The sequence below is a fragment of the Saccharopolyspora sp. ASAGF58 genome (assembly GCF_012277335.1).
Taxonomy (GTDB): Bacteria; Actinomycetota; Actinomycetes; order Mycobacteriales; family Pseudonocardiaceae; genus Saccharopolyspora; species Saccharopolyspora hattusasensis.
Map to the genome: position 1 here is coordinate 7576687 of NZ_CP040605.1, position 15766 is coordinate 7592452.

Sequence of the window (15766 nt, forward strand, 5' to 3'; positions counted from 1 at the left end):
TCAAGACTATCAGCGGTCGCTACGCGACCGACACGCGAGATCTGCTCCTCCCCACCCTGAAGGACGGGGCATCCGCAGATTGGAGATCAGGTGACCCCGACAGCCGAGAACGCGCGACAGGTGGCCATCGTCGGCCTGGGCACGATCTCGAAGTACTACCTGGACGCGATCCACCGCGATCCCGGTTGGACGTTGGCGGCGGTGTGCGACATCCGTTCCGAAGCGCTGGCACCGCACCGATCCGGCACGCCGTGCTTCGGCGACCACCGCACGATGTTCCAGGAGGTAGCCCTGGACGCCGTGGTGGTCACCGCGCCCAACGACGTCCACGCGGCGGTGTGCCGGGACGCCCTGCGCGCGGGTCTCCCGGTCTGCGTGGAAAAGCCGTTGGCGGTGTCGCTCGACGACGGCCGTGAGCTAGCGGCGCTGGCCGACGCCACCGGAACACCGCTGTTCACCGCCTTCCACCGCCGGTACAACGAAAACGTGTTGCGCCTGGCGGACCAGGTCCGCCGGGGCGGCCCCATCGAGAAGCTGACCGTCCGGTACAACGAACTCATCGAAGACCACATAGGTGCCGACAACTGGTACCTGGACCCGCTGCGGTGCGGCGGCGGATGCGTGGCCGACAACGGGCCCAACGCCTTCGACCTGGTTCGCATGTTCGTCGGCGATGTCACGGTCGCGGCCGCGAGCGTGCGACGCGACCGGCGCGGAACGGACCGCCGAGCCGTGATCGAACTGCGCTCGGCCACCGGCATCCCGGCCACCGTCGAACTCGACTGGTCGTATTCCGGGGAGATCAAAGACGTCGACGTCCTGCTCTCGCGCGGAACGCGGTTCCAGGCGGACATGCTGGCCGGTCACCCTGGCTTCAAATCCTCGCTGTGGCACGAATACGCCGGAATCCTCGGCGACTTCGCCGCGACCATCTCCGGTGCCCCGCGAGAGGACGGCGGCCTACCGGCACTCGACCTCGTCGCACAGAGCTATCGAATCGAACGAGCCGGCGTCCTCGCGCCGGAAGGGCAGGCAAGGTGAATTTCGAAGAGGACGGCGCGAAACGAGCCGTCAGCGGCACGCTGGTGAAAGTGCTGCTGCACCGCCGGGAACAACGGGGCATGTCCCTCGAACCGCACGCGAGCCGCTGTGTCCGGCGAGGCGAGGTCCACGAGCTGGTGACCACCGACCACGAGGACACCTCGCCCGGCGCCCGCATCGACCGCGTCGGCTTCCTGGGGTTCGCCGAGATCGGGTGCGCCGGCGTGATCGACCGCGGCGACGAGTTATGGATCGGGGGAACGCTGCTCGGGACCGTGCTGGGCTTCGACGCTTGCCACTTTCCGAACCACTACAACATTCTGATCCAAGCCGAGACACCGGTGACCGGTGCGGACCTGCGGCTCGAGCCGGAAATGCCGGTCGCATTCGCCCCCGCACTGCTACCCGCGAAGTAAACCACCAGCGGCGAAACGCGGCCGGTGCCACCCCCACGGGATGAGCACCGGCCGCTTCGTCCGGTGATCTCGCCGACGATGTCAGGGGGTGCAAAACGAGTTCACGAACAGGCCGTCACAGCAGGGTCACGTTCGCGCCCGTGCTCCGTCCCCGGGTGTCCAGCAGCGCGCACCTTGAGGCGGCGAGCTCTACCGGGTCATAGCAGGAGTGGTCCTGCATCAGGATCGCGATGTCCGCGGTCTGCAGCGCATCGGCCAGCTGGTCCACTTTGACCAGTGCCGCCCCGTCCACCGCGAACGACTGCACGTTGGGATCGTGGAAGCGGACATCAGCGCCTCGAGCCAGCAGGCCGCGCGCAACCGGGAACGCCGGCGACTCGCGCGTATCGGCCACATCCCGTTTGTAGGTCACGCCCAGCAGCACCACCCGCGCACCGGAAACCGGCTGCCCCTGCTCCTCGAGGAGCTTCACCACCCGGGTCACCACGTGCTCCGGGATGCGCTGGTTCACCTCGCGCGCGGCGGCGAGCACGTTGAACGAAAATCCCACGCTGTGCGCCTTGCTTTGGAGGTACAGCGGGTCGACCGGGATGCAATGGCCCCCGACCCCCGGCCCGGGATGGAACGCGGCGAAACCGAACGGTTTCGTCGCTGCGCAATGCAGGACATCCCAGACGTCAATGCCCATCTGGTCGCAGAACAGCGCGACCTCGTTCACCAGCGCGATGTTCACGTAGCGGTAGGTGTTCTCCAGGATCTTGGCCATCTCGGCCTCCCGCGTGCCGCGGGACACCACGAGGGTGTCGACGAATCGGCCGTAGAACGCGACGGCGTACTTGGCGCAAAGCGGAGTAACACCACTGATGATCTTTGGCGTGTTCTGTACACCGAACGCCGCGTTGCCCGGGTCGATTCGCTCCGGCGAGTAGGCCAAGTGGAAATCGCCACCGGCGCGCAGCCCGCTGCCCCGTTCCAGGATCGGAAGCACCACCTCCTCGGTGGTGCCCGGATATGAGGTGGATTCCAGCACCACGAGGGTGCCGGGGCGCAGGTGCCCGGAAACCGTTTGGGCCGCCGTCCGCACCGCCATCAGGTCCGGCTCACCGGTGTCCGACAGCCCCGTGGGCACGCAGAGCACGATGGTGTCGGCGTCGCCGAGCACCGAAGGGTCGGTGGTCGCGGTGAATCCGTTCGCTGCCATGCCGGCGATCACATCGTTGGAGACGTCCCGGACGTGCGAGCGACCCGCGTTGATCTCGGCCACCACTTCGCTGTTGATGTCCAGGCCGATGACTGCTAAACCGGCTTCACACGCCCGGGCTGCCAGCGGCAACCCGACGTAACCGAGCCCAACGACGACCAGTTCTGCGGACATGCGCGACTCCTAGCTACTCGTCTGTTCAACAAGCCGAACCGATGCGAAGCTCCCGCGCGAGGTCACTTGCCGGCACGGGTCGCCGAGGACAGCGCACCGACGCTGACCATCATCACCAGCACACCGAGGATTGCGATGAAACCCGCTACCTTCTCGGGCGATTCCCGCATGACACTGGGTTCGGTTTGCTCGTAGCGCGGCGCTGGAGACTCATCGAGTGGCGAAGCAGGCGCGGCGCCAGGGGGCGTGACGGGCGGTGCGGCGGGCACCACCGCATGCGTGGTGGCTCGCACCAGATGTGCGGATTCCGCCACCTCACCCCCGATCAACGGTCTCCCGACAACCGTGAGGTCGACCGACTCCCCGAGGCTCGCCCGGCAGCGGTAGGAAAAAATCTCCCCCGGCTCCAGGCGTTCGACCTCGCGCCGGCAAGAAGCCGGCCGCCCGGTCACCACGACGTCGACCAGTGGTACCGATGAAGATATGTTCTGCACAGTGACCGGAACCTCGGCCGCATCCGTGCCCGGGATGCGCTCTATCTGCCCGATGTCCAGCGACACCGCCGCTTGCGGCGGGGGAAGCAGCTGAACCGGCCCGATCGCCTCCGCATGAACCGGCCAGCCCCCGAGGCTCCAGCCGCGCGCCTCCGCGGCCACCTGGCCGTGTAAGGGCGTTTTACCCGGACAGGAAACCGCGCGCTGCTTTCCGGGATCGAGCCGGCCGATCGGGATGGGGCACGGTCCGGAATCGAGATCGGCCACCACGCCGACCAATGGCATATCACCAGTGTTGGTGATCACGGCGGTCTGGCTTAGCCGGTCACCAGGGAGGCCTTCCGCTGGAGTCGCCTCTGTGCGGATATCGATGGCAGGCTTCCCGGTGGTCCACATGACGTGCAGCGTCCAACCGACGCCGCAGGAAGCCCCGGGCCCCTGCCACGAGCCGTCGAAAGCGATCGTGCTCCCATCGGCAGCGAGCATGCCGGGCAGACGTTCGGTCACGTTCGCGTGTGCGATGTCGCCATGCGGACCCCCGGTAATGCGTTCGGCCACCACCTGCTCCGAACCGATCGGAAGCGCCGGCACGACCGGCTCCAGCTCCCCGATGCCGGGAAGCAGACAGTCCTTCGGCTTGCCGGTCGACTGCAGTCCGGTCCACTGGAGTTCCGCATCGACAACCCGCTTTCCACGCGGGATTTCCAGCTTGGCCACCGACGGAGCACCGGGAGGCGAGACGCCTGTGATCGTCGTGGACCCCGCGCCGGGGTCATCCGGCTCGACCCGCGCGGCCCCGGGGAAGTACGCGGAGCAGAGCAGCGGCGCCAGCAACACCAGCGCGAACACGAGCAACCAGGATGGCCTTGACACACGCCGTTTCCGCACAGCATCTCACCGCCCTTCGTGCGTTTGCTCGGGAGAAGTTCCCACACCTGCTGGCCGAATCCAACCCGGCGACGACGTCCGCCTGGGTTTTCACATCAACCCGACTGGACCGTAGCAGGGGCGAGGCGGGTGCCTGTAGGGCATTTCCGAATGTCCATCATGGACTCAACGGCCACATGTTCAGGCATTACCCGAGACCACACGGCGCCAAGAAGCGGTTGCGGATGCGCAGTATCCGTTCCCGACGACCGTTCAAGATCACCCTATCGTGTGAAGTTACCGGCACTAGTCACAAGACGGGTTTCACGTCAATCCGCAGCAGGTAGTGTTTTTCGAAGGTCGAGTGGTTCCGCTCCACATCCGCTCCCATTCTTGTCCTGTCAGGCAACCAAGAACGGAAGTTCCGTGCTTCTCCTCACCCTGCTGGCTTTGGTGCTGTTGCCCCTGTTCGTCGTCGGGTTCACCGTGCTCAACGCCCGCCGCAAGACCGCAGCCTCCGGTGAGGCGGACTCGGACTCGCAATCGTTCGCCGGCGGCGTGCTGAACGCCTTGTTCACCGTTGTACTGGCGTTCTACATCGTGTTCGCCTGGCAGAACGGCGACGACATCAGCAAGGCCTCAGACCAAGAGGCGAACGCGCTCATCGACACGCACTGGCAGGTCAGCAGGGCGCCCGAGCCACACGCAACCACCATCCAGGCCCTGACCGCCCAGTACGCAGCGCGGGTCGCCGACCACGAATGGTCCGCACTGGACCGGGGCGAGACCGACCCCGAGACCGACCGGTTGCTGAACTCGCTACGTGCCGAGGTGCTCGCGCTCCCTGCGGACACCGAGACGCTCAAGACGGCGCGGGAACAGTCGATGCAGAACGTCCGGCAGATCGACGAAGGGCATCGCCAGCGGGTCGACGTGGCCACCGATGACCAGAATTTCAACATCATGCTGCTAATGGCCAGCATTCTCGGCGGCGTGCTGATGATCGCATTCCCGCTGATCACCGGGCTTAGCATGCGGCCGGCCAACGTCGTGACGATGGTACTGCTGACATTGACCATCGGCTTCACCATCTTCATCTCGATCGAGCTGCTGCACCCGCTGCACGGACCGTTCGGCGTCGCCCCCGACGCCTTCAAAGCGGCACTGGACACGTTCGCCACCCACACAAGCACAGGGGCCTGACGCACCCGTCAGGTTCGCGGACCGTTCATCCGCCACACGCAGTTGGCCGTGAACCCGGCGGCGGTCTAATCCGGCAGCCCACTCGGCAACGGCGTGGCGATGTAGCTACCCCACGGCGTTCACACAGCGGCCGGTGCCCTCAAGATCCATGACGAGACCCTTTGCTGCTTGTCCACCCATGCCGAACCCGACACCCACGGAAGCGGCAGAAGAGCCCATCTAATCGCCATTTTCGGCGATCTTCCCACGAGAATGCCAGCGCCCGTCGGGTCGTGAGTGCTGATGCCGGTTCTTACCGGAACAGCCACTCACGACCAGCGCCCGTGCGGTCGTGAGTGGTGGTGCCGGTTCTTACCGGTCTTGATTCCGATGAGTTGTGTTCTCGTCGATCAGGGCCAGCTCTTTGTCCGTCAGCGGCGGGAATTCGAGCGCCTTGACGTTGTGGTCCAGCTGCCGCACCGAGCTTGCCCCGATCAGCGCCGAGGTCACCTGCGGCTGCCGCAGCACCCACTGCAGCGCCAGCTGCGCCAGGGACTCGGAATGCCCTCGAGGTACTTGTCCCTCAGCACCAGGGCGACGAGCCCGCACGAGAACCACGCCGGTACGGCACTACAACCTGCGCCGAACCCACCGGCCGCTCACCGTTCGAAGGTATCTATTTGTGCTGCTAAGGACTTTGCCCCTGCGTTCCTGCTACCCGGCTGCTACCCACAAGATCACAAACATGGACGCCCCGATCAGCGAGAACCCCCGGCGCAGGGGTCGCGCCGGGGGTTCTGCTGCGGAGGATAACGACGTGGGAGAACGCCGAACGGGCTCGATGCTGGTTGCTGTCAAACCGCTCAAGGCTGGTCGGCGACGTTCAGCGAGGCAAGCGTGTTCTCACGGTCGCGGATGTATTCGAGGTCGCCAACCGTGGCCAGGCGGAACCAGTTCAGCAGAGCGGCCAGTGCATCCCGTTCGGGAGGATTCACTGGGATCTGTCGGGTGACTAGGCTCGCAGACAACAGGTTGACCAACATTCCCCATTCACCAACGCGGCTCAGCGTGCGGTACTCCTCCAACCGGTCAGGCGGGAGGCGATCGGCCAGCCGTTCCAGAAGGGCATGCGAATCCGCGCTGAGTTTGCGCAGGTCGTCATGGGTGACGACCCGCGGCTGATCGGCGACCTGGATCGCGGCTAGCGTCTGGCCACGGTTGCGGATGTAGGCGTAGTCGCCGGTGTCGGTGGGGACCACATCAAGCAGGTGGGTCAGCGTCTCCTTCTCTGCCGGTGTCACTTCGGTGTGGCGATTGACCAGCATCTTGCAGATTTCGTTGACCAACGACGCCGACTCACCGGCTTCGCCCAGAGCGCGGTACGAAGCCAACCGACGCTGCGGGAGGCGATCGGCGAGCTGCTCCAGTAGCTCGCGCACCGCCTCATTCAGCTTGGCAGCATCCATTGTCGTTCTGTCTCCCTCACTCGCTTCAGGGTACCGGGTGCGGGTTGCCGAACTCATCGTTCTGAACGACGCCCTTGCCACGCACCGGGTAGCCGGTTTGGATCTGTCCATCCGGGGTTACATAACCCTCGATCTCCACGCCGTCCCTGTTGGTACACAAGGGCTTGTTGCGCCTCATCGTCGTTGGTGACGTCGAGCACCGAGAGACCGGTGCCGCTCTCCTCCAGCGCAGCCTGCGCCGTGCTGAGCTGTTCTGTCGCTTCGGCGAGCTTGCCCAGCACGAAGCTCAGCGCCTTGTCTACGTCCTCTACGGCAGACATGAACGTGATCGTGCCCGAGACTTCCGACGCCGACGCGCTCCTTTATACCCAGACCCGCGTTTCGTTGCAGAGTTCCTTGTTCCCGTAGCGCCTCGTCGAGGTCGATGTTCCGTCGGTTGGCGATCGCACACACGTAGATCAGGATGTCCGCCAATTCTTCGTCGACGCTCCCGGTGATCGAGTTGCGGTCAATTGGGAGGTTTTCCGTTTTGCGGATGGCCTTGAACAGCTCGCCGACCTCTTCGCCGAGCTTGAGGGACTGCTCCAGCACAGTGCTGTCGGAGAACCCACGCTCATCCTCCATCTTCGCTACGTAGCACTGGAGGTCTGCGAGTGTCGCGCCCACTGGCAACGTATCCATCCTGATTGTCCTCCCTTGCTCGATGGGATGAGGCACTGTAGCGGGACGGCTACCGGCCACTACAGCAGGGCCAGCTGGTCATCTACGGCCCGATGTGGGTTTCTAGACCAGCCCAGCCGGAGCGCTTCACATGATCGACAAGTAGGTCCGGTCACCGCACAGAAGCGCCGGAACGCGTTGTCCTTCTCCAGCTCGGCGACCTGTCTACGCAACCGTAGCAACTCGGCGCGTTCCGCAGCCTCCAAAGGCTTTTCGCCGTGAGCCTCGGCCGCGGCGATCCTGCGCCGCTCATCCTTGACCCAGTTACTCAGCAACCCGTCGTTGAGACCCAACTCACGAGCCCCTTCAGCGGTCGTGCGGCCGGAATCGATCACACGATGCGCAGCCTCGACCTTGTACTCGGCCGTGAACGACCGACGCTTACGAGGAGGCATGAGACATCCTTCCAGCAGGAACCAATCCTGCCAACGTGGTGTCCACTACCCCGGGGGAACCTCATTCGGCTTCGATGTCGGCTATGAGGTGCCAGACCGTGTAGGCGGCTTCGCCGCCGCCTCCGGCGTGCTGGCCGGATCGAGAACGCGAGGGCTCTTGCGGGTAGCTGGGTGGAGAATATGGCGAAGATCAGCAGGGTGAACAGGACGCACGTGCCTAGCTGGGCCCAGGACATCGGTGGTTCTCCTTCGGTGGGGCGAAGGGTGGTGCCAATTTCGCGAGAAATTGACGTTCACCCGGGTGACGGTCAATTTCTCGCGAAATTGCGCCCTCCTCGGGTGACCACAGGCGGGTGGTGAGGGTGTGCCGGCAGCGCATGCGGGTGTCCTCGCGGATGCAGTCCCCTTTCGGGCCGGTCGTGCTCCGCCGCGTTCGGCTGGGGTGGTGTGAACCCGCAAGGCGGTGGCCGAGTTGATCCGGGTGCGCCACGGCGTCGTGTTGAGTTTGCGCACCGTCGGCGACTCTCTGCGCTGTTGGGGTGTGTCGCTGTAGAGACCGATCCGCAGGGCCTACGAGCGGGACCCCGAGGCCGTGCGCCGATGGGGGGAGGAGGACTATCCGGCCATCGTCGCTCGCGCTTGCCGCGAGGGCGCGGTGATCGTGTGGCTGGACCAGACCGGGATCCGCTCGGATGCCGCAGTGGGCCGAACCTGGGCACCGGCCGCCCGGACACCGGTGGTGGGCAAGACCGGGGAAACGGCTCAGCGTGAACGCCATGTGCGCGATCGGTAACAAGGGGCGAGCTGTACTTCACCGTCTACACCGGGTCGTTCAACGCCGGCGTGTTCGTGCCGTTTCTGGACCGTCTGACCCGTCACCTGGACCGTACGGTCCAGGTGATCGCCGACGGTCATCCTGTCCACCGCCGCAACACCGTCCGCAAGTGGCTGGACCGATCACGCTGCGGCGATCGAGATGCACTTCCTGCCCGGATACAGCCCCGAGCTCAACCCCGACGAGATCCAGGAGTGCCGACCTCAAGCGGACCATGTCCACCGGCACAGCACCGAAAACCCGCGACGAGTTGAAACAAGCGGTCCGCTCCTTCCTCCACCGGCTCCACAAGCCGCCTGGCCGAGTTCGCTCCTACTTCGGCAAACCCGACGTCCGCTACGCCGCCTGACATCACACAATTGCCCTACGAATCAATAACGTAGCGGACCACGTGCACAAAGCCTTCCCAGGAAGAAAGCACGAGCTGGCGTGAGTGAAGTCGAGTTCCGTCGTGTTCCTGTCGAAGAAGCAGGCCAGCTCGGTGACGAGTTGGGTGAGGTCTACCGGGAGGTGTTCTCAGAACCTCCTTACCAGTACGGGGACGAGCACGTCCGCCTGTTCAAGGACCGCTTCGCGATCCAACATCAGCGAGAGGGGGCCGGGCTCGTAATCGCCCGCGACTCCGTTGGGCGGATGGCTGGTTTCTCGTTTGGCCTGACCATGCCACCGAACGCCCCGTGGTGGGCCGACCTCACAACCGAGATTGAGCCTGGCATGGCCGACGAGCCGCCCGGGCGAACCTTTGTGCTGATCGAGCTGCTCGTTCGCCGTCCGTGGAGAGGTGCAGGCGTGGCTACCCGGCTCCACGATCTTCTCTTGGAAAACCGGCCCGAAGAACGAGCAACCCTCACGGTGCAGCCTGCAGCCGGTCCCGCTCAGCACGCCTACGCCAAGTGGGGTTGGCAGAAGGTCGCGCAAAAGCGGAACCCGCTACCTGGTTCGCCGATCTTCGACGTCCTGATCAAGGAACTCAGGTAGGGATCAGCTCGATGCCCGGAACCAGCTACCGCCGAGCGCAGCGCCCTGAAACAGCAGAAAGCGCCCCCTGCATCCGAATCGTGGACGCGGGGGGGCGCTTCAGCTGTCGCGCCAGGGGCGTAGGCGTCCACGTCGTGCGTGTCGCGCATCTCCACCTCGTGGCCCGTGCCGCTCACGGCGGTGCCACCGTTGCCCGCGCGGTGCGCGTTGTCCAAAGTGGACGTCGCTGTCGCATCCGGGGTATTGGTCATCCGCGCAGCAGCGGTAGGAGCTGATCGCCCTGGCGCTTGATCTCCGGCAGGTAGGGGGTGTCGGAGAGCACGAAGTGGGTGATGCCCAGGCCCTGGTACTTCCGCAGCGACTTGGCCACGTCTTCGGCAGAACCGACCAGCCAGGTGGTGCCCGCACCTCCGCCGCCGAACTTGCCGGGCGTGGTGTAGAGGTTGTCGTCGAGCACCTCGCCCCGAGCGGCCAGGTCAAGCAGCCGCTGCTGACCCGCGGCGGTCCGCCGGTCCGGATCGAGGAGGCCGATTCCCTTGCCCTGCGCCATCTCCGCGACCTTCGCCTCGGCGTCGGCCCACGCCTGTTCGGTCGTGTCCCGCACCAATGTCGTGACCCGCAACCCGAACTCCAGCGGAGCGTGCTCGCGGCCCAGCTTCTCGCTGAGCCGCTTGAGCCGGTCGATCCGCTCGCTGATTCCGTCGAGCGGCTCGCCCCAGAAGAGCTGGACATCCGCTTCGGTAGCGGCCACCTCCTCGGCGGCTGAAGAGGCCCCGCCGAAGTAGAGCCGGGGGTGCTGGCGTCCGCCCCGGACGACCGGTCGGGGCAGCACTGTGGAGTCGGTGACGCTGAAGTGCTCGCCGCGGTAGGTGACGTTCTCCTCGGTCCACAGCTTGCGCACGATCTGGAGGAACTCCCGGGTACGGGAGTAACGGTAGGCCTGATCGCCTTCGCTGTCGCCGTAGGCCGCCAGGTCGTCCTTGCCCGACACGATGTTCACCAGCACCCGTCCGCGGGTTAGGTGGTCCAGCGTCGCGGCGGCGGCGGCGAAGTTCGCCGGACGCCAGTAACCGGGCCGGATCGCGATCAACGGCTGGAACGTCGTGGTCTGCGCGGCCAGCGCGGTGGCGACCGTGAAGGTGTCGGGTCTGCCCCATCCGGCGCCGATGAGCGCGCCGCCCCAGCCGTGTTCTTCGAGGGCTTTGGCGTGGCCGGTGAGGGTCGCCAGGCTGTTGTGTTCGTCGACGACGTCGTCGCCGCGATGGCCGGGATAGACCTGGTTCGGGATGTACCAGAGGAGTTCGAGGCTCATGGCTGAGTCCCCTGTTCTGATCGGTGGCCGGTTGTGCGAATTGCGTGGGGCTCGCCCTGGAAAGCGATGCGCAGCACGGACATCACGCCAGGGCCTTGAGCGCTGTCGGCAATGGTCGGCTCGGCAACGGCAGCCCGAGACGCCCGCGGAGGGTGCGGTGGCCGTAGGCGTCCTGGAACAGGCCGCGCTCCTGCAGGATCGGCACCACCAGGTTGGCGAAGTTCTCCAGGTCGACGACGGTTTCCGCCGGCATGACCGTGAAGCCATCCGCCGCGCCCGCCTCGAACCACGACTGCAGGTCGTCGGCGACCTGGCGCGCGGAGCCCACCAGCAGCCGATGTCCCGCACCGCCGGCACCGCGCTGGATGAGCTCGCGGGGAGTGCGGGGCCCCTCCGCGATCAGGGCCCGGGTGGAGGAGCTGAAGCCTGCGGAGAACGCCCCGCCCGGTACGGTGCCGGTGAGATCGTCGGCGGCTATCGGGTCGTCCGGACCGAATTCGCCGTGCGGCAGGCCGAGGTTCCGGAGTAGCGCAGCGGTCAGCCGCTCGATCGGCAGTGTCGCGTAGAGCTGCTGCTCCCGGCGTCGGGCTTCCTGCTCGGTTGCCGCGACGAGAACCACCACTCCGAGGGAGGTCTTCACGTCGTCGGGGTGCCGGCCGGCCGCCGCCGCGCGCTGGCGGATGTCGTCGCGGAAAGCGACCGCCTTCGCACGGGTTTGCGCCACTGTGAACACGACATCGGCGAAGCGGCCGGCCAGCGCGAGCCCACCTTCGGAACCGCCTGCCTGAACGACGACTGGCCTGCCCTGCGGGCCCGCCTTGACCGGAAGAGGCCCGGCCACGGAGAAGAACTCGCCCTCGTGGTCGATCCGGTGGATGCGCGAGGGGTCGGCGTAGCGACCGCTGTTCTTGTCCCCGATGATCGCGTCAGGTTCCCAGCCGTCCCACAGCCGGGTCATGACTTCGAGGAACTCGTTTGCCCGGCGGTAACGAGTCCGCTTGTCGGGGTGCTCGGTCAGGCCGAAGTTCGCGGCTGCGGCGGGCGTTCCGGTGGTGACCACGTTGACCGCCGCTCGCCCCTTGGTGACGTGATCGAGGTCTTGCAACCTGCGGGCCAGGTCGTACGGCGAGTTGTAGGTCGTGGAGCTGGTGATGACCACGCCGAGGTTCGTGGTGATCGCCGCCAGGTTTCCCAGGAGGACGAACGGGTCGAGCCCCGTGCCCGGTGCCTCCTCGATCTCGTCGTGCAGCGCCGGGGCGTCCCCCAGGAAGACCGCGTCGATCTTCGCGTCCTCGGCGATCCGCGCCAGCCGCTGGAAGTAGTCGATGTCCAGGTAGGACAGCGGGTCTGCGTGCGGCAACCGCCAGGCGTGGCGGAAGTGGCCGGGGGTCATCACCGACAGGTTGAGGTGGAATCCCTTCATGGTGTCCCTCTCGACGTGGTGGCTCGGTCTGATCGCCCGGTGCGGTGGCCGGTTCCCACGAGAGGGCGGCCGGCCGGTTGCGCCGGGGACAGCGGTGCGGGTCGCCAGCCGAGCAGGGGCGCGAGTTCCCGCGCGCCGGAGGTGAGCAGGCGGACGTGTTCGTCGAAATCGGGCACCCCGGGGACGAAACTCACCAGCAGGTCGGTGATTTCGCGCAACGCGGGATCGGCGGCCAGCTCGGCGGCCAGTGCCTCCGGCGGACCAAGCAGCGCGCGGTCGCCCGTCAAGTACTCCTCGACGTCGAGGCCGGCGACGTCGCGCCGAGCGGAAAGCCAACTCTGCCACCGGCGAACGCCGGGCGTGACCAGCCGCACCGCCGCTTCGCGGTCCGGGTGCGGGTAAACGGCCCGGGAGACCTGCACCCGGGCCCGCCGGTCGGGCTCACGCCAGGCCGCGCGGTAGTCCGCGATCCACCGCGCCTGCTGGTGCTGCGCTTCGCGAACGGTCGTGCCGCGCCAGCCGGTCGCGCGGGAGAGCTGCAGCCCGTCGCCGGCGACTGCGGCGGCGGCCGCCCCGGCACCGGCCCGTTGCGGGTCGCTGGTGGGGGCCTGCCACAACCGTCGCCGTACGCCGGCCGCGGGCGGGTGGAGCACCTCGCCGAGGCTGTTGAGCGCCGCACCCGCCAGCACCTCGTGCAGCCGTGCCACCGATTCGTCGAAGAGCCGGTGCCTGTCGGCCAAGTCCTTCCCGAACGCCTCCCAGGCACCCGGGAAGGGTCCCGACCCGACACCCAGCTCGAGTCGGCCGCCGCTGAGCTCATCGAGCGTCGCCGCGTCTTCGGCGACCTTGAGGGGATCCTCCAGCGGGAGCACCAGCACGCCGGTGCCCAGCGCGATCCGGCTGGTGTGCTCGGCGATCGCGGTGAGCAAGATCAGCGGCGCGGATACGTGCTCGTTGCCCTGCCGGAAGTGCCGCTGGATGACCCATCCCGAGTCGTAGCCCAGTTCCTCCGCGACCGCGAACAGCTCGATCGCTTCCCGGTACGCCCGGGCCGGCGGCTGATCACCGTCGAGGTGCAGGAGGAAGCCCAGGCGGAAGGGGCGGCCGTCCTCGACACCGGCCCCGATCGTCTCAACGAGGTCGGTCATCTCAGAGCCTCAGCCCGGTACCGTGCACACCGTGCTCGTCGATCAGCGCCAGTTCTTCCTCCGTCAGCGGCGGGAATTCGAGCGCCTTGACGTTGTGGTCCAGCTGCCGCACCGAGCTGGCCCCGATCAGCGCCGAAGTCACCTGCGGCTGCCGCAGCACCCACTGCAGCGCCAGCTGCGCCAGGGACTGGCCGCGCTGCTCGGCGATCTGGTTGAGGGCGTTGGCCCGCTGCCGATAGGTGCCGTCGATGACGTCAGGTGAGAGGAACGTGCTGTTCTCCGCGCGCGCACCCGCCGGAATGCCCTCGAGGTACTTGTCCGTCAGCAGTCCCTGCGCCAACGGCGAGTAGACGACCAGGCCGAACCCTTCCTCGGCGGCCAGCTTGAGCAGCCCGTTGTGCTCCGGGCTGCGGTCGAAGATCGAGTACCGGGGCTGGTGGACCAGCAGCGGAACTCCCGACCGGCGCAGCAGGTCGGCCGCCTCGTGCGCCCGCCCGGGCGGGTAGTTGGAGATGCCGGCGTAGAGCGCCTTGCCTTGCTGCACCGCGCTGACGAGCGCACCGACGGTCTCCTCCAGCGGCGTGGTCGGGTCCGCGCGGTGGCTGTAGAAGATGTCGACGTAGTCGGTGCCCAGATCGCGCAGGCTGTGGTCGAGCGAGGCCAGCAGTGACTTGCGCGAGCCGCCCTTCTGGTAAGGACCGGGGCCGATCGGGTTGCCGGCCTTCGTGGACAGGATCAGCTCGTCCCGGTACGGGGCCAGGTCCTTGCCCAGCACCCTCCCGAACAGCTGCTGCGCGGCGCGGTGCGGCGGGCCGTACCGGTCGGCGTTGTCGAAGTGCGTGATGCCCAGGTCGAAGGCGTGCAGCACGATTTCGCGCTGGGTCTCGTAGGGGTAGTCGGTGCCGAACTTCTGCCACAGGCCGAAGGAGAACGCGGGCAGGTCAAGGCCGGAGTCGCCGGCACGCCGGTACTCGATCTTGTCGTAGCGGTCTTCGGCCGCCGCGTAAGTCTTCTCGAAAACGCCGTAGCTCATGGCTGGATTCCTTTCTTGTTGCCGGTCAGCGGTTGCTCGTGCGGTCGCGGCGGAGCGCCGTCGGCTGCAGCGTTGGGGTGTCGTGGCCGGTGTCCCGCTCGACGAAGTGCGTGCCGGGGTCGACGATCTCGTCGATGCGGTCGAGGACGTCCGCACCGAGTTCGACGGTGGCGGCTTTGAGGTACGCCTCCAGGTGCTCCAGCGTGCGCGGGCCGATGATCACGCTGCTGACCGCCGGGTGGTTGAGCGCGAACGAAACGGCCAGCTCGACCAGTGCCAGGCCGTTGTCCTCAGCCAGCCGGGCCAGGGCGTCGGCGGCGGCCAGCTTGCGCTGGTTTCGCTCGAGGCTGATGTCGAACCGGCCGGGGACGAGGTCGGCGCGCGCGGATTCCGGCTGCTCTCCGCCGACGCGGTACTTCCCGGAAAGCCAGCCGGCGGCGAGCGGACCGTAGCTGAGCACGCCGACGCCGTACTTGCGCACGACGGGGAAGACCTCGCGCTCGGCGCTGCGAATGAGCGGGGAGTACGGCAGTTGCTCGGTGTGCGGGGCGATGAGCCCGTGCTTCTCGGCCAGCCAGTGCGCCTCGACGAGCTGGTGCGCCGGGAACACCGACGTGCCGTAATAACGGATCTTGCCCTGCTTGATCAGGTCGTTGAGGGTCTGCAGCGTCTCCAGCAGGTCGGTGTGCGGATCCGGCCGGTGCGCCTGGTAGAGGTCGATGTGGTCGGTGCCGAGCCGGTGCAGGCTGTCCTCCACCGCGCGGAGGATCCAGCGTCGGGAGTTGCCCGCGTGCTGGGGGTTGTCGCCGATCTGGCCGTGGAACTTGGTGGCCAGGAAGACGTCGTCGCGGCGGCCCTTGATCGCCTTGCCCACGATCTCCTCGGACTTGCCCTGGGCGTAGACGTCGGCGGTGTCGACGGCCGTGATCCCGGCATCCAGGGCGGCCCGGATGATCCTGGTGCTCTCGCTTTCCTCCTGCCAGCGGCCGAAGTTCATGGTGCCGAGCGTCAGCGGTGTGACGAGGACGCCGGTGCGGCCGAGTGCGCGGTTGATTTCGATGGTCATCGGGTTCCTTTGGGT

At 66.9% G+C, this 15766-nt stretch carries 17 protein-coding genes and 1 pseudogene; 6 read left to right on the top strand and 12 right to left on the bottom strand.

Features of this window, described 5'->3' with window-relative positions:
* Nucleotides 1–90: 90 nt before the first annotated feature.
* Nucleotides 91–1041: a Gfo/Idh/MocA family protein gene (locus tag FDZ84_RS35510; protein ID WP_168589398.1), complete on the top strand. Its 951-nt coding sequence runs from the start codon at nucleotides 91–93 to the stop codon at nucleotides 1039–1041.
* The gene (locus tag FDZ84_RS35515; protein ID WP_168589399.1) at nucleotides 1038–1457 is read left to right on the top strand and encodes a hypothetical protein; all 420 of its coding nucleotides are present in this window, start codon (nucleotides 1038–1040) and stop codon (nucleotides 1455–1457) included. The genes FDZ84_RS35510 and FDZ84_RS35515 overlap by 4 nt, the downstream gene beginning before the upstream one ends.
* Nucleotides 1458–1572: 115 nt before the next feature.
* Here FDZ84_RS35515 and FDZ84_RS35520 read toward each other — a convergent pair whose 3' ends face one another.
* On the bottom strand, nucleotides 1573–2832 hold the full coding sequence (locus FDZ84_RS35520) for a nucleotide sugar dehydrogenase (protein ID WP_168589400.1): 1260 nt from the start codon (nucleotides 2830–2832) through the stop codon (nucleotides 1573–1575).
* Nucleotides 2833–2894: 62 nt separating this feature from the next.
* Entirely contained in the window at nucleotides 2895–4199 is a 1305-nt protein-coding gene (locus FDZ84_RS35525; protein ID WP_168589401.1) for a hypothetical protein, read from the bottom strand.
* A 420-nt stretch (nucleotides 4200–4619) separates the two neighbouring features.
* On the opposite strand from FDZ84_RS35525, the gene FDZ84_RS35530 reads away from it, so the two are divergent.
* Nucleotides 4620–5396: a DUF4239 domain-containing protein gene (locus tag FDZ84_RS35530; RefSeq protein ID WP_168589402.1), complete on the top strand. Its 777-nt coding sequence runs from the start codon at nucleotides 4620–4622 to the stop codon at nucleotides 5394–5396.
* A gap of 351 nt (nucleotides 5397–5747) precedes the next feature.
* Here the strand turns inward: FDZ84_RS35530 and FDZ84_RS35535 are convergent, their stop codons facing one another.
* The 5 genes and pseudogenes from FDZ84_RS35535 to FDZ84_RS35555 form a co-directional block, all read right to left on the bottom strand.
* Nucleotides 5748–5984 (bottom strand): aldo/keto reductase, encoded by a 237-nt coding sequence (locus tag FDZ84_RS35535; protein WP_246868662.1) that lies wholly within the window; start codon nucleotides 5982–5984, stop codon nucleotides 5748–5750.
* Nucleotides 5985–6238: 254 nt separating this feature from the next.
* Complete coding sequence (locus tag FDZ84_RS35540) at nucleotides 6239–6841, bottom strand: hypothetical protein (protein WP_168589403.1); 603 nt, start codon at nucleotides 6839–6841, stop codon at nucleotides 6239–6241.
* 53 nt (nucleotides 6842–6894) lie between these two features.
* Nucleotides 6895–7161, bottom strand: a complete 267-nt coding sequence (locus FDZ84_RS39780) for a hypothetical protein (protein WP_168589404.1) — start codon at nucleotides 7159–7161, stop codon at nucleotides 6895–6897.
* A gap of 94 nt (nucleotides 7162–7255) precedes the next feature.
* Nucleotides 7256–7522 (bottom strand): annotated as a pseudogene (locus tag FDZ84_RS41390) (MazG nucleotide pyrophosphohydrolase domain-containing protein); the annotation flags it as partial.
* 59 nt (nucleotides 7523–7581) lie between these two features.
* Complete coding sequence (locus tag FDZ84_RS35555; RefSeq protein ID WP_168589405.1) at nucleotides 7582–7956, bottom strand: transposase; 375 nt, start codon at nucleotides 7954–7956, stop codon at nucleotides 7582–7584.
* Between the two features lie 592 nt (nucleotides 7957–8548).
* On the opposite strand from FDZ84_RS35555, the gene FDZ84_RS38340 reads away from it, so the two are divergent.
* The 3 genes from FDZ84_RS38340 (at nucleotide 8549) to FDZ84_RS35560 (ending at nucleotide 9769) form a co-directional block, all read left to right on the top strand.
* Nucleotides 8549–8749 (top strand): hypothetical protein, encoded by a 201-nt coding sequence (locus tag FDZ84_RS38340; protein WP_210435111.1) that lies wholly within the window; start codon nucleotides 8549–8551, stop codon nucleotides 8747–8749.
* A gap of 256 nt (nucleotides 8750–9005) precedes the next feature.
* Nucleotides 9006–9140: a hypothetical protein gene (locus FDZ84_RS40300; protein WP_256413622.1), complete on the top strand. Its 135-nt coding sequence runs from the start codon at nucleotides 9006–9008 to the stop codon at nucleotides 9138–9140.
* Between the two features lie 80 nt (nucleotides 9141–9220).
* The gene (locus FDZ84_RS35560; protein WP_168589406.1) at nucleotides 9221–9769 is read left to right on the top strand and encodes a GNAT family N-acetyltransferase; all 549 of its coding nucleotides are present in this window, start codon (nucleotides 9221–9223) and stop codon (nucleotides 9767–9769) included.
* 247 nt (nucleotides 9770–10016) lie between these two features.
* Here the strand turns inward: FDZ84_RS35560 and FDZ84_RS35565 are convergent, their stop codons facing one another.
* The 5 genes from FDZ84_RS35565 to FDZ84_RS35585 all read right to left on the bottom strand — a co-directional run bounded on the left by FDZ84_RS35565 (nucleotide 10017) and on the right by FDZ84_RS35585 (nucleotide 15751).
* A complete protein-coding gene (locus FDZ84_RS35565; RefSeq protein ID WP_168589407.1) occupies nucleotides 10017–11081 on the bottom strand; it encodes an LLM class flavin-dependent oxidoreductase in 1065 nt (354 codons plus the stop codon).
* 82 nt (nucleotides 11082–11163) lie between these two features.
* Complete coding sequence (locus FDZ84_RS35570) at nucleotides 11164–12504, bottom strand: NtaA/DmoA family FMN-dependent monooxygenase (protein WP_168589408.1); 1341 nt, start codon at nucleotides 12502–12504, stop codon at nucleotides 11164–11166.
* Nucleotides 12501–13652, bottom strand: coding sequence for an LLM class flavin-dependent oxidoreductase (locus FDZ84_RS35575; RefSeq protein WP_168589409.1), 1152 nt, complete (start codon nucleotides 13650–13652; stop codon nucleotides 12501–12503). Before FDZ84_RS35575 ends, FDZ84_RS35570 begins: the two co-directional genes overlap by 4 nt.
* A 1-nt stretch (nucleotide 13653) precedes the next feature.
* Nucleotides 13654–14685, bottom strand: a complete 1032-nt coding sequence (locus FDZ84_RS35580; protein WP_168589410.1) for an aldo/keto reductase — start codon at nucleotides 14683–14685, stop codon at nucleotides 13654–13656.
* 25 nt (nucleotides 14686–14710) lie between these two features.
* Nucleotides 14711–15751: an aldo/keto reductase gene (locus tag FDZ84_RS35585; RefSeq protein ID WP_168589411.1), complete on the bottom strand. Its 1041-nt coding sequence runs from the start codon at nucleotides 15749–15751 to the stop codon at nucleotides 14711–14713.
* Between the last annotated feature and the right edge of the window lie 15 nt (nucleotides 15752–15766).